This is a genomic window from Acutalibacter sp. LFL-21 (assembly GCF_025630755.1).
In the GTDB taxonomy this organism is placed as follows: Bacteria; Bacillota; Clostridia; order Oscillospirales; family Acutalibacteraceae; genus Acutalibacter; species Acutalibacter stercoravium.
Genome location: NZ_JAOTNT010000009.1, coordinates 39,174 through 57,663 on the forward strand (window position 1 = coordinate 39,174; position 18,490 = coordinate 57,663).

General features: G+C 62.4%; 20 protein-coding genes. 11 read left to right on the top strand and 9 right to left on the bottom strand.

What is annotated here, in order from left to right; genetic code table 11:
• From ODJ80_RS11220 to ODJ80_RS11230, 3 genes are all read right to left on the bottom strand, one after another.
• Positions 1-954 carry an ABC transporter permease gene (locus ODJ80_RS11220; RefSeq protein ID WP_263042160.1) on the bottom strand — a complete coding sequence of 318 codons (954 nt, stop codon included), beginning with the start codon at positions 952-954 and terminating at the stop codon, positions 1-3.
• Between the two features lie 4 nt (positions 955-958).
• Entirely contained in the window at positions 959-1,897 is a 939-nt protein-coding gene (locus ODJ80_RS11225; protein WP_178863212.1) for an ABC transporter permease, read from the bottom strand.
• 225 nt (positions 1,898-2,122) lie between these two features.
• Positions 2,123-3,946, bottom strand: a complete 1,824-nt coding sequence (locus tag ODJ80_RS11230; RefSeq protein ID WP_263042161.1) for a peptide ABC transporter substrate-binding protein — start codon at positions 3,944-3,946, stop codon at positions 2,123-2,125.
• A gap of 505 nt (positions 3,947-4,451) precedes the next feature.
• Between ODJ80_RS11230 and ODJ80_RS11235 the strand changes: the two genes are divergently transcribed.
• The 6 genes from ODJ80_RS11235 (at position 4,452) to pgsA (ending at position 9,733) form a co-directional block, all read left to right on the top strand.
• Positions 4,452-5,342: a YihY/virulence factor BrkB family protein gene (locus ODJ80_RS11235; protein ID WP_263042162.1), complete on the top strand. Its 891-nt coding sequence runs from the start codon at positions 4,452-4,454 to the stop codon at positions 5,340-5,342.
• A gap of 6 nt (positions 5,343-5,348) precedes the next feature.
• Positions 5,349-6,569, top strand: coding sequence for a hypothetical protein (locus tag ODJ80_RS11240; RefSeq protein ID WP_263042163.1), 1,221 nt, complete (start codon positions 5,349-5,351; stop codon positions 6,567-6,569).
• Positions 6,570-6,595: 26 nt separating this feature from the next.
• Positions 6,596-7,018, top strand: coding sequence for a DUF3842 family protein (locus ODJ80_RS11245; RefSeq protein WP_263042164.1), 423 nt, complete (start codon positions 6,596-6,598; stop codon positions 7,016-7,018).
• A 263-nt stretch (positions 7,019-7,281) separates the two neighbouring features.
• A complete protein-coding gene (locus tag ODJ80_RS11250) occupies positions 7,282-7,815 on the top strand; it encodes an NUDIX hydrolase (protein WP_263042165.1) in 534 nt (177 codons plus the stop codon).
• A gap of 17 nt (positions 7,816-7,832) precedes the next feature.
• Positions 7,833-9,179 carry a 30S ribosomal protein S12 methylthiotransferase RimO gene (gene rimO, locus ODJ80_RS11255; RefSeq protein ID WP_263042166.1) on the top strand — a complete coding sequence of 449 codons (1,347 nt, stop codon included), beginning with the start codon at positions 7,833-7,835 and terminating at the stop codon, positions 9,177-9,179.
• Positions 9,176-9,733 carry a CDP-diacylglycerol--glycerol-3-phosphate 3-phosphatidyltransferase gene (pgsA, locus tag ODJ80_RS11260; RefSeq protein ID WP_263042167.1) on the top strand — a complete coding sequence of 186 codons (558 nt, stop codon included), beginning with the start codon at positions 9,176-9,178 and terminating at the stop codon, positions 9,731-9,733. Before rimO ends, pgsA begins: the two co-directional genes overlap by 4 nt.
• A gap of 74 nt (positions 9,734-9,807) precedes the next feature.
• Here the strand turns inward: pgsA and ODJ80_RS11265 are convergent, their stop codons facing one another.
• On the bottom strand, positions 9,808-10,527 hold the full coding sequence (locus ODJ80_RS11265; protein ID WP_263042168.1) for a coenzyme F420-0:L-glutamate ligase: 720 nt from the start codon (positions 10,525-10,527) through the stop codon (positions 9,808-9,810).
• Between the two features lie 333 nt (positions 10,528-10,860).
• Here ODJ80_RS11265 and ODJ80_RS11270 point away from each other — a divergent pair, with 333 nt between their 5' ends.
• Together ODJ80_RS11270 and ODJ80_RS11275 are read left to right on the top strand one after the other, a co-directional pair.
• Positions 10,861-11,295, top strand: coding sequence for a cell wall hydrolase (locus ODJ80_RS11270; protein WP_263042195.1), 435 nt, complete (start codon positions 10,861-10,863; stop codon positions 11,293-11,295).
• Between the two features lie 20 nt (positions 11,296-11,315).
• Positions 11,316-11,750, top strand: a complete 435-nt coding sequence (locus ODJ80_RS11275) for a hypothetical protein (protein WP_263042169.1) — start codon at positions 11,316-11,318, stop codon at positions 11,748-11,750.
• A gap of 87 nt (positions 11,751-11,837) precedes the next feature.
• Here ODJ80_RS11275 and ODJ80_RS11280 read toward each other — a convergent pair whose 3' ends face one another.
• Positions 11,838-13,535: a phospho-sugar mutase gene (locus ODJ80_RS11280; protein ID WP_178512349.1), complete on the bottom strand. Its 1,698-nt coding sequence runs from the start codon at positions 13,533-13,535 to the stop codon at positions 11,838-11,840.
• Positions 13,536-13,649: 114 nt separating this feature from the next.
• A complete protein-coding gene (locus ODJ80_RS11285) occupies positions 13,650-14,117 on the bottom strand; it encodes a YfcE family phosphodiesterase (protein ID WP_178512346.1) in 468 nt (155 codons plus the stop codon).
• A gap of 117 nt (positions 14,118-14,234) precedes the next feature.
• Here ODJ80_RS11285 and ODJ80_RS11290 point away from each other — a divergent pair, with 117 nt between their 5' ends.
• Genes ODJ80_RS11290 through ODJ80_RS11300 form a run of 3 tightly spaced genes read left to right on the top strand, consistent with a single transcriptional unit; the run spans position 14,235 to position 15,308 of the window.
• Positions 14,235-14,501 carry a hypothetical protein gene (locus ODJ80_RS11290; protein WP_178863195.1) on the top strand — a complete coding sequence of 89 codons (267 nt, stop codon included), beginning with the start codon at positions 14,235-14,237 and terminating at the stop codon, positions 14,499-14,501.
• A 36-nt stretch (positions 14,502-14,537) separates the two neighbouring features.
• Positions 14,538-14,987, top strand: coding sequence for a hypothetical protein (locus ODJ80_RS11295; RefSeq protein ID WP_263042170.1), 450 nt, complete (start codon positions 14,538-14,540; stop codon positions 14,985-14,987).
• A 15-nt stretch (positions 14,988-15,002) separates the two neighbouring features.
• Entirely contained in the window at positions 15,003-15,308 is a 306-nt protein-coding gene (locus ODJ80_RS11300; RefSeq protein WP_263042171.1) for a hypothetical protein, read from the top strand.
• A 1-nt stretch (position 15,309) separates the two neighbouring features.
• On the opposite strand, the gene ODJ80_RS11305 is transcribed toward ODJ80_RS11300, so the two are convergent.
• The 3 genes from ODJ80_RS11305 to mnmA are packed head-to-tail and all read right to left on the bottom strand — an operon-like array spanning position 15,310 to position 18,487.
• Entirely contained in the window at positions 15,310-16,548 is a 1,239-nt protein-coding gene (locus ODJ80_RS11305; protein ID WP_317619911.1) for a glutamate-5-semialdehyde dehydrogenase, read from the bottom strand.
• Positions 16,549-16,585: 37 nt separating this feature from the next.
• Positions 16,586-17,377: a glutamate 5-kinase gene (proB, locus tag ODJ80_RS11310; protein ID WP_263042172.1), complete on the bottom strand. Its 792-nt coding sequence runs from the start codon at positions 17,375-17,377 to the stop codon at positions 16,586-16,588.
• 30 nt (positions 17,378-17,407) lie between these two features.
• Positions 17,408-18,487, bottom strand: a complete 1,080-nt coding sequence (mnmA, locus tag ODJ80_RS11315; RefSeq protein ID WP_263042173.1) for a tRNA 2-thiouridine(34) synthase MnmA — start codon at positions 18,485-18,487, stop codon at positions 17,408-17,410.
• Between the last annotated feature and the right edge of the window lie 3 nt (positions 18,488-18,490).

The following is an 18,490-nucleotide window of genomic DNA, read 5'->3' on the forward strand; positions in this document are numbered from 1 at the left end:
TCACCTCCTCAAGCGCGGGTCAAAGGCGTCCCGCAGGCCGTCGCCCAGCAGGTTGAATGAAAGCATGGTCAGGCTGATGGCGATGGCCGGAATCCACAGCCGCCAGGGGTACAGCTGGAACACGCTGGCCCCCTCTTGGGCCAGCATGCCCCAAGAGGGCTGGGGCACCGGCACGCCCATGCCAATGTAGGAGAGGAACGCCTCGGTAAAGATGGCGCTGGGCACCGCCAGGGTCACGTTGATGATGATGACCGACAGGGTGTTGGGCAGCAGGTGCTTGCGGATGATGCGGCCGGCCTTGGCGCCCATGGCCTCGGCGGCCACCACAAACTCTTGGTTCTTTAAGGAGAGGCACTGCCCTCGCACCAGCCGGGTCATGCCTGTCCAGCCCACGGTGGCGTAGGCCACCACCATGGTGAAGATGCCCTTGGGCAGCACCATCATCAGCAGCACCACCACAATCAGGTAGGGGATGCCGTTGACCACTTCCACAATACGCATCATAATGTTGTCCACCATGCCGCCGAAGTAGCCGGAGATGCCGCCGTAGATCATGCCGATGATCAGGTTGACAAACACGGCGGAGAAGGCAATCATCAGGGAGACCCGGCCGCCCTCAAAGGCGCGGACGAACAGGTCGCGGCCCAGGTTGTCGGTGCCAAAGATGTGCACCGCGTTCTGGCCCTCATAGCGGGAGTCTGTACATACGGTGAACATGCCCTTGTTGGCCTCGCCCAAGTGCTGCTCGCGGCTCTCAAAGGGGGTGACAAAGGGCACAATGACACAGGAGAGGATGATCAGCACGATGATCACCAGGCACACCATGGCCACCTTGTTCTTCATCAAACGCCCCATGGCGTCCTTCCAATAGGTCACGCTGGGGCGGGAGATGCCCTCCCGTTTTTCCGGGTCGGAGCCCACCCAGGCAAACCTGCTCTTGTCGATTTTTTCCATGGCGTTATCCCTCCTCCAGCTTCACTCTCGGGTCGATGATGCCGTAAACCAGGTCAACCACCAGGTTGGCCAGGATCAGGAAGGCGCCATAGAAGATGGTGGTGCCCGAGATCATGGTGTAGTCGTAGGCTTGGATGCTCTGCACGAAATAGCGGCCCAGGCCGGGAATGGCGAAGATGTTCTCCACCACAAAGGCGCCGGTCAGAACGCCGGCGGCAATGGGGCCCAGCACCGTGACAACGGGCATGATGGCGTTGCGCAGGGCGTGCTTCCAGATGATGGCCGGCTGGGAGAGGCCCTTGGCCCGGGCGGTCTTGATGTAATCCTGGCCCAGCACGTCCAGCATAGAGGTGCGGGTCAGGCGGGAGATCTGCGCCAGAGAGCCAAAGCCCAGGGCCAGCACCGGCAGGATCTTGGAGTTCAAGCCATCCCATCCCGTGGTGGCGAACACCGTCACCTGGGTGGCCTGATAGAGCTTGAGGCCCAGGAAGTACTGCAGAACAGAACCCACAATGAAGCTGGGCACCGAAACGCCCACCAGGGCGACGAACATGCAGATGGTGTCGGTGGCAGAGCCCCGCTTGATGGCGGCCACCGTGCCCAGCAGCACGCCCAAAACAAACGCGAAGATGATGGCCCGCATGCCCACGTCAAAGGAGACCGTGAAAGACTCTCCGATGATGCGGGTGACAGGGCGGTTTTCGTTCAGGGAAATTCCCAAGTCGCCGTGCAGGCAATTGCCGAGGTACATCAAGTACTGCATCCACACGGGCTTGTCCAGGCCATACTTGGCGTACAGGGCGTCCATGGTGGCCTGAGGAAGCTGTTTATCGCCAGTGAAGGGGTCGCCGGGAAGCAGCCGCTGCATAAAGAACGTCAGGGTGACCAGCACAAACAGGGTGACAATGGAATACCCAATCCGCTTGAGCACATATTTGACCATACGGCAATTTCCTCCTTTCCATGATTATCCAAATTGATTGAGCGCTGTTGCAAGGCCGGGCCGCTGGGGGGCGCTTCCCCCCACGCCCGCGGGAAAGGACGGCGCCTTCCCCATTCCCCCGACATTTCCGGGTAAAAACACCGCGGGGCGAGGGCGCTTTTTCTGCAAAAGCGCCCTCGCCTGCGTATAGCAAGTTATACTGCGGTGTTCGGTACGCAAGCCCGCTTAGGCGGCAAGCTCCACATAGGCAAAGTTGGTCTGGAAGGTGGTGTTACGCAGACCGCCCAGGATCTTATTGGTGTTATAGGTGTAGGAAGCGCTTCTCCAGTAGCTGGGCAGGATGATGTACTGGTCGGCCAGGATCTCCTCAGCCTGGTAGAAGTACTCCTGGCGGGCAGCCATGTCAGCTGTCTCGTTGGTGGCAGCGTCGATCAGAGCGTCATACTCCTCGCTGGCCCAACGGGTGTCGTTGTTGCCGCCGTCAGAGACCCACATATCCAGGAAGGTCATGGGGTCGTTGTAGTCGGGGGACCAGCCGGTGATGGACAGGCAGTAGTTGCCGTTCTGCCGGTTGTCAGCGCCCTGCTTGGTGATCATGGGGTTGATGGTGACCTCCAGGCCCAGGTTCTGCCGCCACTGCTCCTGGTAGAAGGCGGCCTCTGCCTGAGAGGAGGAGCTGTCGCCGCAGTCGATGGAGAGCTGGCCGTTGAGCTCATCCAAAGTGATGCCCAGCTCTTCCAGGGCGGTGTTCAGGTACTCCTGCGCCTGGGTCACATCGCCGTTGGCGGGGTACAGGTCACCGTCCTTGGCGTTGAGGGCCGCCTGGAAGGAGGTGCCGTCATAGCCGTTGACAGCGGGAGCGGTAAAGCTGGTCATGGGCATGTTCTCATTCTGGAACACGGTGTCGATCAGGGCCTGCTTGTCAAAGCCAAGGGCCAGAGCACGGCGCAGGTTCACGTTGGAGAGGAACTGGTTCTCACAGTTGACCATCATGTAGAAGGAGGCGCCGTCGGAGTAGGAGGTGACCTCGTAGCCATTGGCTTCCGCCTGGGTGACCAGCTCGCCGGTGGTCAGGTCGGTGTAGTCCAGCTCGCCGGACATCAGAGAGGTCAGGGCGGCCTGGCCGTCGGTGATGATCTTCATGGTCAGCTGCTCCACCTGGATGTCGCCGGCACCATGGAACGCGTCGTTCTTCTGCAGCACGATCTGGCTGTTGTGGCTCCACTCCGTCAGGGCGAAGGGACCATTGGTGCAGAAGTACTCGGCCTCGGTGTTGTAGTTGTCAGCGCCCACCGTCTCATAGAAGGACTGGTTGATGGGGGCCAGGGTGCCGAAGGTGAACATGTGGGGGGCGTAAGCGATGGCCCGCTCCAGGGTGACTTCCAGAGTGTAGTCGTCGATGACCTTGACGCCCACGTCTTCCCAAGTGGTCTCCTCGGGGACCTCGCCTTCCCAAGAATCGGGATCGGCGTCGTAAGCCTGGTAGTTCATGTAGGCTTCCGCGTTCTTGATGAAGTACAGCATGTAGGCGTAGTCAGAGGCCACGTCCAGGCTCAGGGCCTGCTGCCAGGCAAAGGCGAAGTCGTTGGCGGTGACAGGGTCGCCGTTGGTCCAAACGCCGTCCTCCCGCAGGTGGAAGGTGTAGACAGTCTCGTCATCGGAGATGTCCACGCTCTCCGCGGCGCCCAGCTGGGGAACGTTGTTCTCATCCAGCACATACAGGTTCTCGTAAATGTGGCGCAGGATCGTGAACTCATTGGCGTAGGTGGAGAGCAGGCTGTTCAGGCCGGTGGGCTCCATGCCAATGCGGATGTTCAGGTTTTTAGAGGCGTCCACCGTCTTGGGAGTGAACAGGGTCACTTCGCCGGCGGCGGCGCTGCCGCCCTCGTCAGCGGTGCTGGACTCGCCGGCCTCGCTGGTGGCGCTGGATTCGCTGCCCGTGCTGGCCGCGCTGCTGGAGCTGCTGCCGCTGGAATCGCCGCAGGCGGCGAAGGTCATGCACAGCAGAGCCATAGCCAGAACAACAGCCAGGATCTTCTTGAGCTTCATTCAAATTCCCCCTGGTTTTCAGAGTATAAAATTTTGTGAGCCGGCAGCGCCATGCTGGGTCACCATCGACTCACAATGTGGTAATTATACGCCACTCGCGCACATTTTGCAACTGCCAATAAAGAAAAATTCAAATTTGCTAAACATCCCTTTTTGTGAAAAATGTATGCTTTGCGCCCAAATCAGCCCCTTTTTTCCAAAAATATTGCAGCTCTGTAACCTTTTTCCGAGGGCCGCAGCCCTCTTTTTCCCGCTTTTTCCGAGCGTTTTTCACAAATCCCCGCCACGCGGACACTCGTCCTTCCCCCTTGTTTTTGCAATTTTTTGCCTTTTATTTTGCGAAACGCTTTCTGTCCCCAGCTTGTGGACGGCTGCTGGGGCCGGTTCCATCCCCGGGGGACAGGCCCTCTCCAAAGCAACCCCTTTCCGCGGGAGCCAGTGGTAATCCTTCCCCGTTTGTGGTATACTATAGGATAATCGCCGCGGGGCGGAAGGGGGAAGACCGGTGAAACTGCTGAAAAAGCATCTCTTCTGGTTTTTAGACCGGATGGACCGGGACCGCCTGGACTCCACCGCGGCCCACGGCGCCTTTTTCCTGCTGATCTCTTTTCTTCCCTTTGTGGCCTTTCTGCTGACGCTGATGCAGCGCATCCACTTTTCCGACGGCGTCTCCCTCATCGAGGCGGCCCTGGGGGCCCTGCCCGACAGCGTGGCCGCCTATCTGGAGTCCCTTCTCCCCAGCGCGCTGGAGTCCACCGGGGTGCTGCCCGTGGCGGTGATCACCGCGGTGTGGTCCTCTTCCATGGGCATGGTGGCGGTCATCAAGGGCCTGGACCAGATCTACGGCGCCAAAGAGCCCCGGGGCTATGTGCGCCTGCGGGCCATGGCGGTGCTGTGCGTCGTTGTCTTTGCGGCGGCGCTGATTGTGGCGGCGGCCCTGGTGGTGCTGGGCAGCACCCTGTACCGCTTCCTGCTGGAAAAGTCCCCGCCCCTGTTCGCGGCCATCCTGCTGCGGTTCAAATCCCTGGCGGGGTTTGTGCTGCTGCTGTGCTTTTTCACCCTGCTGTACGCCGGGGTGCCCAAGCGCCGCGCCCCCTTCCTGTGCAACCTGGCAGGGGCGGCCTTTTCCGCCGCGGGGTGGGTGCTGTTCTCCTACTTTTTCTCCCTGTTTGTAGAGGAGTTCTCCAACTTTTCCATTTACGGCGGCCTGGCCACCCTGGTCATCCTGATGTTCTGGCTGTTCTTCTGCATGTATATCGTGTTTTTGGGGGCAGAGGTCAGCGTGTGGCTGGAGCAGAGCGGCATTGGCGCCGATATAAAAAACTGGCGCCAAAAGCGCAGGAAGCGCCGCCAGCGCAAAAAGCGGGAAAAGGCCATGAAATCCAAAAAGGAGTGAAGCCCTTTGCCAGACCTGTCCACCCAGCAGCTCAAAGAGCTGTTCGACCAATACGGGGCGGACCTGTTCGCCCTTTGCTACTTACAGGCAGGGCGGCCTGCCCAGGCCCTGGACCTGATGGCCGCCGCCCTGTGCGACATGGCCGCCAACCCCAGGCTGTGGGCCCAAGCCGCCTCCCCCCGGGAGGGGTTCTTCCGGGCGGCCTACCTCAACTGCCTGGACAACTCTCTGCGGCGGCCCAAGCGCCGGAAAAAGAAAAAGGACTCCCCCTTGGAGGAAGTCCCCCGGGCCCTGCCCTTTACCTTGACGGACCCCCTGCGCCAGGTGATGAAGCTGCGCCTGGCCCACAAGGCCGCCCTGTTCTGCCGGGAGAGACTGGGCCTTTCCGGGGAGGAGAGCGCCCGGGTACTGGGCACCTCTCCCCTGCGGGCCCAGCGCCTGGCGGAAAGCGCCCTGAAAAAGGCGGGCATCACCCAAGGGCAGGCCCGGGCCAACCTGGAGGCCCTGGCCCCAGGGGAAGACAACCTGGAGCGGGTGTGGGAGGAGTTCCTGGACCAGCAGGGCCGGGGAGGCTTTGCCGCCCGGCAGCGCTGCCGCCGGGCCCGCCGCTTTCTGGACGCCGCCATGCCCTACCTGGCCCTGGGCGTGGTGGCCGTGTGCGCGGCAGCCTATTTGGGGGTAGAGTACGGCTGGTTCGGCGCGCCCTACACCCCCACCCAGCCCATTGAGGGCGTTATCACCCAAGAGGGCTACGACGGAGACTCCGCCGTGTCCCTTCCCATTGAGACCGGGGACGTGTCTGTGTTCGTGCCGGAGGAGGGGGGCTTTGCGGAGTACATCGTCCACAACACCCCTTACAGCCCGGAGGACATTCTCCGGCAGATGGTGCTGCTGGGCGGCGCGCCGGAGGGCACCACCCTGCTCTCCGCCAATCTGGACAGCGGCGGCACGGAATCCAGCGATGGCAGCACCGTTACATACACCCTGGGGGACACCCTTTCCCTGACTCTGGAATTTTCCCAGGAAGCGGCCTCCCTGTCCGGGGAGGAGGGGGAGCGGATGCTCCAGGCCATGGCCGCCACCTTCGCCGCCTACACCCAGGGCCTGGACCAGCTCTCCATCCGCTGCCAGGGGGAAGAGCTGACGGTAAACGGAAAAACCGCCCAGGATTTCCTAGGCGGCCAGCTGACCATCACCCGCACCGCGGAGACGGACTACCGGGAATAATGGGAACGCGATAAGGAAGGTTACTTATGAAACAGAAAAAACTTCTTGTCATCGACGGCCAGGGAGGGCGCATGGGCGCCGCCCTGGTGAGCCAGTGCAAGACCGCGGGGCTCGCCGCGGAGATCATCGCCGTGGGGGCCAACTCCGCCGCCACCGCCGCCATGCTGAAGGCTGGGGCCGACGCCGCCGCCACCGGGGAGAACCCCGTGGTGGTCAACGCCCGGGACGCCGACGTGATCTGCGGGCCCATGGGCATCCTCACCGCCAACGCCCTGTGGGGGGAAATCACCCCGGCCATGGCGGCGGCGGTCAGCGAAAGCCGGGCCCAGAAAGTGCTCATCCCCGTGAACCGGTGCTCCGTCACCGTGGTGGGCGTGGAACAGCTCCCCCTGGGGGACTATGTAAAACTGGCGGTAGAGGCCGCCAAGGAGCAGCTGGAAGAGAAATAAAATTTTTTCAAAAGGCTGTAACATTTTCCTGTTCCGGCCGTCTAATAGGTATGGAAAAGGGGAAACCGCAGGCGGAAGGCTTGCGGTTTTTTGCGTTTTATGGTTTAATGATAAGATAAAGGAAAGCGCCCCGCTCCGGGGTGTCTGCCAATGACAGCCTGCCGGAGCGGAGCCCGGTGTTTGAAGGTGCCCACCGGGCGCTAATACCGCAAAACTTTCACGCCGCTTCGCGGTACGCAGTTTCATTTACAAGGAGCTTGCCCATGGAACTTTGGGACCTATATGACGAAAACCGCGTCCCCCTGGGGCGCACCCATCCCCGGGGGGAGCCTGTGCCGGAGGGGACCTATCACCTGGCGGTGATCGTGGTCATCCTGAACCCCCGGGGGGAGGTGCTCCTCACCCGGCGGGCCAAGGAGAAGGCCGTGTGCCCCGGCTGGTGGGAGAACACCGGCGGGGCGGCCCTGGCGGGGGAGACCTCCCTTCAGGCCATCCTGCGGGAGCTGCGGGAGGAGACGGGCCTTGCCCCCGACCCCCAGGAGCTGACCCTCCTTCTGCGGGAGGACCGCCGCACCGACGCCCACTTTGACATCTACGCCCTCACCTGGGAGGGGGAGCCGGAGGACATCCGCTTCCAAGCTGGGGAGACGGACGCCGCCCAGTGGATGCCCCTGGCGGAGTGGGAGGCCGTGGCGGGCACCGAGGGCACCCTCTGCCCCGCCCGGAAAGAGGAGTACAAGCAGGAGCTGTACCGCCGCATCGCCCTGTACCTGCAGGGCCAGCGGGAGTTTTCATAACAGAAAGGAAGAGTCACATGGCATATAAAGTAGGGATGGTCAGCCTGGGCTGCGCCAAAAACCAGGTGGACGGCGAGGTGCTGATGGCCTCGCTGAAAAACGCCGGCTTCGAGACCGTGGACGACGCCGCCCTGGCGGACATCGCCATCGTCAACACCTGCGGCTTCATCGAGAGCACCAAACGGGAATCCATCGAGGAGATCCTGGAGCTGGCCCAGCTGAAGAAAGAGGGCCGCATCCAAAAGCTGGTGGTCACCGGCTGCCTTTCCGAGCGCTATCAAGCCGAAATGCACAAGGAACTGCCCGAGGTGGACGCGGTGCTCGGCATTGGCGCCAACGGGGACATTGCCCCGCTGCTCACCCGGATGATGGAGAAGAACCAGTATGTAGAGTCCTTCCCAGACAAATCCAAAATGCCCCTGTGCGGGGAGCGTGTGCTGACCACCCCCAGCTACTTTGCCTATGTGAAGATCGCCGAGGGCTGCGACAACCGGTGTTCCTACTGCGCCATCCCCCTCATCCGGGGGGGCTACCGCAGCCGCACCATGGAGAGCATTGAGGAGGAGTGCCGCGCCCTGGTGGCAAACGGCGCCAAAGAGCTCATCCTCATCGCCCAGGACACCTCCCGCTACGGCATCGACCTGTACGGGGAGTACTCTTTGGCCAAGCTGATGGAGCGCCTGTGCCGGATTGACGGCCTGTGCTGGCTGCGGGTGCTCTACTGCTATCCCGATTCCATCACCGACGAGCTGCTGGAGGTGATGGCCCGGGAGGAGAAGATCCTGCCCTACATCGACCTGCCCCTGCAGCACGCCTCTGGGAAGATTCTGCGGGCCATGAACCGCCGGGGCGACCGGCGCAGCCTGACCGCCCTGATGGAGCGCATCCGGGAGAAGGTGCCCGGCGTGGTGCTGCGCACCACCTTCATCACCGGCTTCCCCGGAGAGACCGAGGAGGACTTCACCCAGCTGGCGGAGTTTGTGAAGGACGTTCGCTTTGAGCGCATGGGCTGCTTTGCCTACTCCCAGGAGGAGGACACCCCCGCCGCCCTGCTGCCGGACCAGATCGACGAGGACGTGAAGGAGCGCCGGGCGGAGATCCTGATGGACGACCAGATGGCCATTATGGAGGCCCAGGGGGAAGAGCTGCTGGGCCAGACCCTGGAGGTGCTGGTGGAGGGTTTCGACCGGTACGCGGAGTGCTGGTTCGGCCGCTCCTGGCGGGACGCCCCGGATATTGACGGAAAGGTGTTCTTCACCGTGCCCGAGGGCCGGCGCCCCCGCCTGGGCAGCTTTGTCAAAGTGAAGATTCACGAGTGCATGGACGCTGACCTGGCCGGCGAGTGGGAGGGGGAAGAAGCATGAACCTTCCCAACAAACTGACGATCCTGCGCATCATCATGGTGCCCTTCTTCGTGTTCTTCATGCTAGCGGAATTTGTGCCCCACCGGTACCTCTTTGCCCTCATCCTGTTCTGCGCCGCCTCTTACACCGACCACCTGGACGGCAAGATCGCCCGGCGGGACAACCTGATCACCAACTTTGGCAAGCTGATGGACCCCCTGGCGGACAAGATCCTGGTGGTCTCCGCCCTGATCTGCATGGTCAGGCTGGACCTGGCCTCCACGGTGTGCGTACTGCTGATTATGGTGCGGGAGTTCGCCATCACCTCCATCCGCCTGCTGGCGGTGGAGCAGGGGCGGGTGATTGCCGCCAACAACTGGGGCAAGCTGAAGACCGTCTCCCAGATGGTGGCCATCATCGCCATTTTGCTCATGCAGTACATCGGCACCTTTGTGCCCGCGGCCCTGCCCGGCATGACTTTGGCCGGCCAGGTGCTCATTGTCATCGCCACCTTCTTCACGGTGGTCTCCGGCGTCATCTACATCAAGGACAACCGGGACGTCATCAAGGGGTGAGCGCAAAACGCGCCTTCCCCCTGGAAACAAAAAAGGACCGCCTTCCCGGGCGGTCCTTTTTTCTATAGGGCGCGTTATCCCTTCTTCTCCCGCATAAGGACAAAGGGGGTCATCTCGTGGCCGTTGCCGGCACGGTTGTCCTTCAACAGCTTTTGCAGCAGGGGCTTGTCCATGGGGGCTTTGGGGGACACCGCCAGCACCTCGCCGCCAAAGTCGTTGATATCGGCGATGCAGCAGTGAACGCCGGTCTCCTCCTCCACCTTGGCGGCAGCCTTGTCCGGCTCTTTAGGGGAGAGGATGCCAAAGTTTTTGTAATTTTCAAAATAGGTGCTGTAAAAGCCGTCCAGGCCCGCCACCTGGGGGCCGGTGATCTCATAAAACACGCCCCGCTTGCCGAAAATCCGGCCCACGCCGGCGGCCAGGGCGGCGTAGAGCACCTTGGGCTTGCCGCACAGCATAATGGCCACCTGCATCTTGTACACGTTGTGCACACCGATCCCGGCGGAGTCGTTGGTGCTGGCGAACCGGGCCAGGAATTTGGCCATGCGGGAGAGCTTTACGCTCTCTTTGGGGATGATGTCCCTCTGGCACAGAGAGACAATCTTTTCGCTGATATACACCACGTCCCCCTCTTCAAAATAGGGCTTGACATACTGGGTCATCAAGTCCGAGAGGTTTTCCCCAACTTTGATCTGATGGGTGTGGATGGGGCAGCGGTAATACTCCCGCCCATCCACCTGCACAAGCAGGGGTTTTTCCGGGTTTGTTTTAGAGATCTCTTCGATGGAGCGCATGGGTGACCACCTTTCGTTTTTCCCAACTTCCTCTTCTGTATAGTATACCATAAAAATGCAGAACACAACGACGGGATTTTTCAGGAAAACCCTGCCACAACCTAGGCGGAAGCTCTCATCATTGCAAAAAATTGGGAAAAACGTGTATATTTTTCCGAATTAGAGTCCACTCGACTCCATGGAAATCCCCAAAAACGAAAAACACGCTTTCGGCAAATATTCCAAAAAGCAGGCAGTTTCCCTCCCCACATTTCTACTTTGCCCAATCCCGCCCCCAGGTCTGGCGCAGGGCGGGGGACCATAGGAATGAAAGTGGAGAGAGGGGAGATGGCAATGGCGTATTCCGACCAAGAGCTTTTGGCCCGCATTATCCAGTGCGAAGCAGGCGGCGAGGGGGAGTCCGGCATGAAGGCGGTGGCCAGCGTGGTGATGAACCGGGTAGAGGTGGACTATGGCGAATATGGCCGGCTGTACACCATTCGGGAGGTGGTCTTTCAAAAGGGGCAGTTCACCTGCGCCATGGAGACCGTGGGCGGCCAGTACAACATGCAGAACATCTACAACATGCGGCCCACCCAGGTGCACTACGACATCGCCAACTGGGCCATGGCGGGGAACCGGCTGACCAACCTGGGCTTTGCCCTGTGGTTTTACAACCCCTTCTCTGTCATCTGCCGGGAGAATTTCCCCTCCCGTGTGGGGCGGCTGGCCATCCGCATTGGGGACCACTGCTTTTACAACCCCACAGAGGCCTATGCCCTGACCTGAAGCGAAGGAGGAAATGGTTTATGGCAGAACGAAGAGGGAACCGCCCCGATGGCCCCAACAGCCAGATGGACCGGCTGCGGGGCCGCAGCGATTTTCGGGAACTTTCCGATGGCAGCCGCAGCATGGACAATTTCAACACCCCGCCCCAGCCCAGCTTTGACAGCGAGGAGATGCGGGGCTCGATGCAGGCCATTTTAGCTCAGAACATCGGGGAATATGTGGTCATCGAGTTCCTCATCGGCACCGAGCAGATGATCCGCAAGCAGGGCATGCTCTACTTTGTGGGCCGCAGCTTCGTCACCCTGTACGACGAGGATGTGAACAACTTTATCGTGTGCGACATCTTCTCGGTGAAGTTTGTCTACTTCTACATGCCCGGTGACCGGCCCCGGTACAACTACAACCTGCTGCCGCCGATCAGCGGGGAGCCCGGCATGGGGATGCGCCAGAGGTAAGGGCCGCTTTCCCGCCCTGGCAGACCCGCAAAAAGGGCCGCCCCAAAACCGGGGCGGCCCTTCTTCACAGAAAGCGCGCGCTGTTTCTCACTGTCCCAGCAACCCAGGAGCAGCGGCCTTCATCTTCTCGATCTCCGCCAGGGACTCCTCCATGGTGGCGCCCTTGCCGGAGAGGTAAATCTTGATCTTGGGCTCCGTGCCGGAGGGGCGCACAATCAGCTTGCAGCCGTTCTCCAGGCGGTACTCCAGCACGTTGGATTTGGGCAGGTCGATGACGCCCTCCTTGTCCCCATAGGACTGGGAGGCCTCATAGTCGCTGCGGCCGATGACCTTGGTGCCGGCGATCTCTGCGGGCGGGTCGCTGCGCAGGGTGTCCATAATCTTCTGCATGGTCTTCATGCCGTCCTCGCCCTCAAAGCCGAAGTTCAGGGTGGCGTTCTGGTAATAGCCATAGGTCTCGTACAGGTCGTTCATGGCGTCCACCAGGGTCTTGCCCTGGCGCTTGTAGTAAGAGGCCATCTCGCAGATGAGCATGCTGCCGTCCACGGCGTCCTTGTCCCGGACATAGCCGCCGGAAAGGTAGCCATAGCTCTCCTCAAAGCCCAGCAGGAAGCTCTCATAGCTGCCCTCTTTCTGCTCCACGTCGGCGATGATGTCGCCGATGTACTTAAAGCCCGTCAGGCAGCGGCGCATCTCAATGCCATAGTGCTGGGCGATGGGGTCCACCATGTCCGTGGAGACGATGGTGGTCACCGCCACGGGATGGGCGGGCAGCTTGCCCTGTTCCTGCTTGACCCGGGCGATAAAGTCCAGCAGCAGGATGCCCACCTCGTTGCCGGTCATCAGCTTGAACTCGCCGCCCTGGTTCACGGCGATGCCCACCCGGTCGCTGTCCGGGTCGGTGGCCAGCAGCAGGTCGGGCTGGACCTTCTCGCACAGCTCCAGACCCTTCTGCAAAGCCTCCCGGAACTCGGGGTTGGGGTAGGGGCAGGTGGGGAAGTTGCCGTCCGGATACTCCTGCTCCGGCACCACGGTCACATCCTTAATGCCGATGCGCTCTAAAATGCGCAGCACGCACACCCGGCCCGCGCCGTTTAAGGGGGTGTACACCAGCTTCAGGTTGCTGGCGTCGCCGGTCAGGCTCTCCTTGTACACGTCGTCCAGGAACGCACCCATGGTCTCGTCGCCGATATATTCGATCAAGCCCTGCTTGCGGCCCTCTTCAAAGTCCATCTTCTTCACGTCCGCGAAGATATCCAGGGCGCCGATCTCCTGGGTGATGCCGTCGGCCATGTCGGCGGTGATCTGGCAGCCGTCGCTGCCATAGGCCTTGTAGCCATTGTACTTGGCGGGGTTGTGGCTGGCGGTGACGCAGATGCCCGCGTCGCACTTCAGGTGGCGCACCGCGTAGGACAGGGCCGGGGTGGGCATCAGCTGGGGATAGATATAGGCCTTGATGCCGTTGGCGGCCAGCACCGCCGCAGACTCCTTGGAGAACAGCACGCCCTTGATGCGGCTGTCATAGGCAATGGCCACGGACTGGGGCTTGCCCTCCGCGTGCTTAAGCAGGTAGTTAGAAAGGCCCTGGGTGGCCTTGCGCACGGTGTAGACGTTCATCCGGTTGGTGCCCGCGCCGATCACGCCCCGCAGGCCCGCGGTGCCAAACTCCAGCTCCCGGTAAAAGCGGTCGTTAATCTCGTCCTCCTGGCCCTGGATGGACTGGAGCTCTTCGGTCAAGTCCTGGTCATCCAGCGGCTGCTGCAGCCATCTTTCGTATTCTGTCATAGCAGACCTTCCCTTCCTTGCCCGGGGCCCAAAAGCCCCCAGGTATTATGCTTAGTTTTCTATGATTAAGATTACCATTTTTTGTGTTCCGTGTCAACTCGAAACAGGGCGTCTTTACGGGAGTTTTACAATGTTTGTCACAATGCCCTGGGGGGTGATATCCAGCGTGCCGTAGGTGGCCTGCCAGCCGTTGAGGGAGCCGGGGTTCATCATGTACAGGCCCTCCTCATAGTCCGTAAAGGCGTTGTGGGTGTGGCCGTACAGCAGCACCCGGGCCTTCCGCTCCCGGGCGGCGCAGACAATGGTGTACTGCCCGGACTTTACCCCGTACAAATGGCCGTGGGTGTAAAAGATTTTCACGCCCGCTGCCGTGTATTCCCCCACGGGGGGCAGGGCAGAGCCCCAGTCGCAGTTGCCGCGCACCGCCAAAAACATCTTCTCCGGAAACGAGCGCTTGGCCCGCAGCAGCTCCTCCTCCCCGTCGCCCAGGTGGATGACCACCTCTGCCTTTGGCTGGGCCAGAATGGCCCGGCGCAGGTTCCCGTCGTTGCCGTGGCTGTCAGACACCACTAGGATACGCATTTCTTGCCTCTTCCTTTCCACATCCAAGATCTTCCCAGTCATCCTTTTCCCCCGCGGCGCATACAATGGAAACGTGCCCCCCAGGGGCCCATCCCACCGGAAAGGGGGAAATAGGGAATGGACAACACTTCCCATCCCAATGAAAAACAGCTGGAGGCCATGCTGAAGCTGACCGCCCAGCGCATGGGCACCACGCCCCAAGCCTTAAAAGAAGCCGCCCAGCGGGGAGACCTCTCCCAGCTGATGGGGCGCTCTGGCAGCCAACAGGCCGCCGCCCTGCAAAAGGTCCTCTCGGACCCGGAGGCGGCCAAAAAGCTGCTCTCCACACCCCAGGCCCAAAAACTGTTGCAGCTTTTGGGCGGCCAGGGCGGAGCAAAGCCCTGATACCACGCCCGTCCCGGGAGAAAGGGGGCCCTTCCCATGGAGGACCTGAGCCAGCAGATCCAGAATATCCTCTCGGACCCCCAGGCCATGGGGCAGATCCAGGGGCTGCTGCGTTCCCTGAACAGCGGCAGCGGCTCCAGCGAGGCCGCCGCCCCAGAGCCATCCACGGCAGCCCCCGCTGGGCCGGACCTTTCTTCCCTGCTGGGGGCCCTGGCCGGAAGCCAGCCCGCGGGGAACCCCTCCACCACGGCGCTGGCGGGCCTTACCCCCCAAACCCTCTCCCTGGTAAGCCGGCTGGGGCCGCTGCTCTCCCAGGCCGGCCAGGAGGACGACGCCACCCGGCTGCTGCGGGCCCTGCGGCCCCTGTTGGGCCACGCCCGCCAGAAGAAGGTGGATGAAGCCATCCGCATCCTGCAAATGCTGCGGCTGTTGCCCCTGCTGAAAGAGAGCGGCGCATTTTCCGGGCTGCTGTCCGGTCTGTTATAGAAAGGAGGCAGGTGCATGCCGGGAGAATGGGACATGGGAAAAATGCGGGAGGAGGCCGCCCGACGTGCCCGGGAGATGCAGGCCCGGGCACGCATCCCGCCGCCGCGCCGGCCTTCCCAAGAGGGGCCCCCGCAGCAGCCCCCTCCCCCAGAGGAGGAGCCCGCCCCCCAGCCCCCGCCGGCGCCTCCCGCCGATGAGGGGGCCCTGGCGGCGTTTTTCAAGGACAAGGAGCGCACCGTCATCCTGGCCCTGCTGCTGCTTCTCAGCGGGGAGGAGAAGAACCAGGAGCTGCTCTTTGCCCTGCTGTTTTTGCTGCTGTAACTCAGCGCACCTGGCCGCTGCCCCGGATCAAAAACTTATAGCTGACCAGCTGCTCCAGGCCCATGGGGCCCCGGGCATGGAGCTTTTGGGTGGAAATGCCGATTTCCGCCCCCAGGCCGAACTCGCCTCCATCTGTAAACCGGGTGGAGGCGTTTACATACACCGCGGCGCTGTCCACCTCGTTTAAAAACCGCTGGGCCGCGGTGTAGTCCTGGGTGACGATGCACTCGCTGTGGCGGGTGGAGTACCGGTGGATGTGCTCCAGGGCCTCCTCCAGGGAGGAGACCACCTTCACCGCCAGGATGTAGTCCAGGTACTCGGTCTCCCAGTCCTCCTCCGCGGCGGGGGCGATCCCCGGCAGGATGGCCCGGGCTTTTTCACAGCCCCGCAGCTCCACCCGCTTCTCGTCCAAGCGGGCCTTGATCTTGGGCAGGGCCTCCCGTGCCGCCTCCTCATGGACCAGGATGGTCTCGATGGCGTTGCACACCGAGGGCCGGGAGGTTTTGGCGTTGTAGATGATCTCTGCCGCCATGTCCAAATCGGCGGCCCGGTCCACATAGACGTGGCAGTTTCCCACGCCCGTCTCGATGACCGGCACCCGGGCGTTCTCCTTCACCGAGCGGATCAGCCCTGCCCCGCCCCGGGGGATGAGTACATCCAAATAGTCCGTCAGGGCCATCAGCTCCTGGGCGGACTGGCGGGAGGTGTCCTCCACCAGCTGAACGCAGTCCGCGGGCAGGCCCGCCTCTTCCAGGGCATCCCGCAGGACGTTTGCCACTGCCTGGTTGGAGCGGAAAGCCTCTTTCCCGCCCCGGAGGATGACCGCGTTGCCCGCCTTCAGGCACAGGGCGGCCGCGTCGCTGGTGACGTTGGGCCGGGCCTCGTAGATGATGCCGATGACCCCCAGGGGCACGGTGACCTTTTCAATCCGAAGGCCGTTGGGCCTTGTCTCCCCCGAGAGCACCCGTCCCACCGGGTCGGCGGCCTGGGCCACCTCTTCCACCGCCCGTGCCATGGACTGGACCCGGGCCTCCGTCAGGGCCAGCCGGTCCAGCAGGGCCCGGGACATGCCCCGTTCTTTCCCAGCCTCCATGTCTTGGGCGTTGGCGGCCAAAAGCTCCTCCCGCCGCTCCCAAAGGGCCTGGGCGGCGCGAAGCAGGGCGGTCTCCTTCAAAGGGCCCGCGTTGGCAAGGGCCCGGGCCGCAGTTTTGGCCCGGGCGCCCATTTCGTTCATGGTCATGGTACAGCCTCCTTTGCTTTTGTCATACAAGAACGCCCTAAGGCACAGGGAACAGGGTGCCCACGTCCTCCCCCTCCAGCAGGCGGTACATGCTTTTCAGGTCGCTTCCACTGACGATGGCCGTGGGGATGCCCTGGCTTTTGGCCAGCTTGGCGGCCTTCAGCTTGGTGGCCATGCCGCCGGTGCCCCGGCTGGAACCCGCGCCTCCCGCCAAAGCCTCCAGCTGGGGGGTGACTTCCTCCACCCGGGGGATGCGCCGGGCCGCCGGGTTTTTCCGGGGGTCCCCGTCGTACAGGCCGTCGATATCCGTCAGGATGATGAGCCCCTGGGCCCCGCACAGCCCCGCCACCACCGCGGAGAGGGTGTCGTTGTCGCCGAAGTTCTTGCCCTCCAGCTCCTGGGTCTCCACGGTGTCGTTCTCGTTCACCACGGGGATCGCCCCCATGGAGAGCAGCTCCCGGAAAGTGTTCTGCACGTTCTCCCGGCCCCGGGGGAAGTCCACCACGTCGGCGGTGAGCAGCACCTGGGCCACGGTGTGGCCGTACTCCCCGAAGAACTTGTCGTAGAGGAACATCAGCTCGCACTGGCCAACAGCCGCCAGGGCCTGCTTTTTCTCCGTCTCCTCCGGCCGCTGGGGCAGGCCCAGCTTACCCATGCCCACGCCAATGGCCCCAGAGGAAACCAGCACCAGCTTTCGCCCGGCGTTCTGCAAATCCGAGAGGGTGCGGCACAGCTCCTCCATGCGCCGCAGGTTCACTTTCCCGTTTTCATAGGTGAGGGTAGAGGTGCCCACCTTCACCACTAAAATTTCCGCTTCTTTCAGTTCCATATGTTTGAGGCCACAGCCCATCCTTTCCATTTACTTGCGGGCAATTTTCCCGCCGCCCACCACGGTGTCCCCATCGTACAGCACCAGGGACTGCCCCGGGGTCACGGCCCGCTGGGGCTGGTCGAACACCACCCGCAGCTCATCGGGGCCGGTTTGCAGCACGGTGGCGGGCTGTTCCTTTTGCCGGTAGCGCACCCGGGCCTTCACCCGCAGGGGCGCTGGGATGCTCTCCACAGAGATGAGATTGATGTCCCGGGCGATCACTTCTTGCGAGAACAGCTCCTCGGCCTTAGCGAGCACCACCCGGTTCTTTTCCACGTCCAGCTCCTTGACGAACATGGGCTGGGGGAAAGAAAGCCCCAGGCCCTTGCGCTGGCCCACGGTGTAGTGGATGATCCCCTTGTGCTGGCCGTAGACCTGCCCCTGGGTGCCCACAAACGCCCCCGGGGGGAACTCCTTCCCGGCGTAGCGGCGGATGAAGGCGGCGTAGTCCCCGTCGGGCACAAAGCAGATGTCCTGGCTGTCCCGCTTGCGGGCGTTGAGGAAGCCGTGCTCCTCCGCCAGCTGGCGGACACGCTCCTTCGTCAGGCCCCCCAGGGGCAGCAGCAGCCGTGAGAGCTCCCACTGGGTCAGGGACCAGAGCATGTAGCTTTGGTCCTTGTTTTCATCCAGGCCCTTTTTCAGCAGCCACCGGCCTGTGGCCCCGTCGAACTCCACCCGGGCGTAGTGCCCCGTGGCAATGTAGGGGAAGCCGACCTCCTCCCCCCGGCGCATCAGCTTCTCAAACTTGATGTACCGGTTGCAGTCCACGCAGGGGTTGGGGGTCTCGCCCCGCTCATAGGCCTGGACGAACCGGTCCATCACCTCCCGCCGGAAGGCCTCTTTAAAGTTGAACACATAAAAGGGCATCCCCAGGCGGAAGGCCACGCTGCGGGCGTCGGCCACGTCGTCCACCGAGCAGCAGGTCTTCTCCCGGGGAAGGCCCGCGTCCTCGTTGTCATAGAGCTTGAGCGTGACACCCATGCAGTCGAAGCCCGCCTGCTGGCACAACAGGGCCGCTACGCTGGAATCCACGCCGCCGCTCATGGCGATCAGGGCTTTTTTCTCCACAGG

Excerpts from the sequence above, each read along its gene's own strand:
- ODJ80_RS11305 (WP_317619911.1), bottom strand. The coding sequence starts at position 16,548 with ATGACCATGAACGAAATGGGCGCCCGGGCCAAAACTGCGGCCCGGGCC.
- ODJ80_RS11245 (WP_263042164.1), top strand. The coding sequence starts at position 6,596 with ATGAAACAGAAAAAACTTCTTGTCATCGACGGCCAGGGAGGGCGCATG.
- ODJ80_RS11285 (WP_178512346.1), bottom strand. The coding sequence starts at position 14,117 with ATGCGTATCCTAGTGGTGTCTGACAGCCACGGCAACGACGGGAACCTG.
- ODJ80_RS11280 (WP_178512349.1), bottom strand. The coding sequence starts at position 13,535 with ATGACAGAATACGAAAGATGGCTGCAGCAGCCGCTGGATGACCAGGAC.
- ODJ80_RS11265 (WP_263042168.1), bottom strand. The coding sequence starts at position 10,527 with ATGCGCTCCATCGAAGAGATCTCTAAAACAAACCCGGAAAAACCCCTG.
- ODJ80_RS11275 (WP_263042169.1), top strand. The coding sequence starts at position 11,316 with ATGGCAGAACGAAGAGGGAACCGCCCCGATGGCCCCAACAGCCAGATG.
- pgsA (WP_263042167.1), top strand. The coding sequence starts at position 9,176 with ATGAACCTTCCCAACAAACTGACGATCCTGCGCATCATCATGGTGCCC.
- ODJ80_RS11300 (WP_263042171.1), top strand. The coding sequence starts at position 15,003 with ATGCCGGGAGAATGGGACATGGGAAAAATGCGGGAGGAGGCCGCCCGA.
- ODJ80_RS11295 (WP_263042170.1), top strand. The coding sequence starts at position 14,538 with ATGGAGGACCTGAGCCAGCAGATCCAGAATATCCTCTCGGACCCCCAG.
- ODJ80_RS11270 (WP_263042195.1), top strand. The coding sequence starts at position 10,861 with ATGGCGTATTCCGACCAAGAGCTTTTGGCCCGCATTATCCAGTGCGAA.
- ODJ80_RS11220 (WP_263042160.1), bottom strand. The coding sequence starts at position 954 with ATGGAAAAAATCGACAAGAGCAGGTTTGCCTGGGTGGGCTCCGACCCG.
- ODJ80_RS11250 (WP_263042165.1), top strand. The coding sequence starts at position 7,282 with ATGGAACTTTGGGACCTATATGACGAAAACCGCGTCCCCCTGGGGCGC.
- ODJ80_RS11225 (WP_178863212.1), bottom strand. The coding sequence starts at position 1,897 with ATGGTCAAATATGTGCTCAAGCGGATTGGGTATTCCATTGTCACCCTG.
- rimO (WP_263042166.1), top strand. The coding sequence starts at position 7,833 with ATGGCATATAAAGTAGGGATGGTCAGCCTGGGCTGCGCCAAAAACCAG.
- ODJ80_RS11290 (WP_178863195.1), top strand. The coding sequence starts at position 14,235 with ATGGACAACACTTCCCATCCCAATGAAAAACAGCTGGAGGCCATGCTG.
- ODJ80_RS11230 (WP_263042161.1), bottom strand. The coding sequence starts at position 3,946 with ATGAAGCTCAAGAAGATCCTGGCTGTTGTTCTGGCTATGGCTCTGCTG.
- proB (WP_263042172.1), bottom strand. The coding sequence starts at position 17,377 with ATGGAACTGAAAGAAGCGGAAATTTTAGTGGTGAAGGTGGGCACCTCT.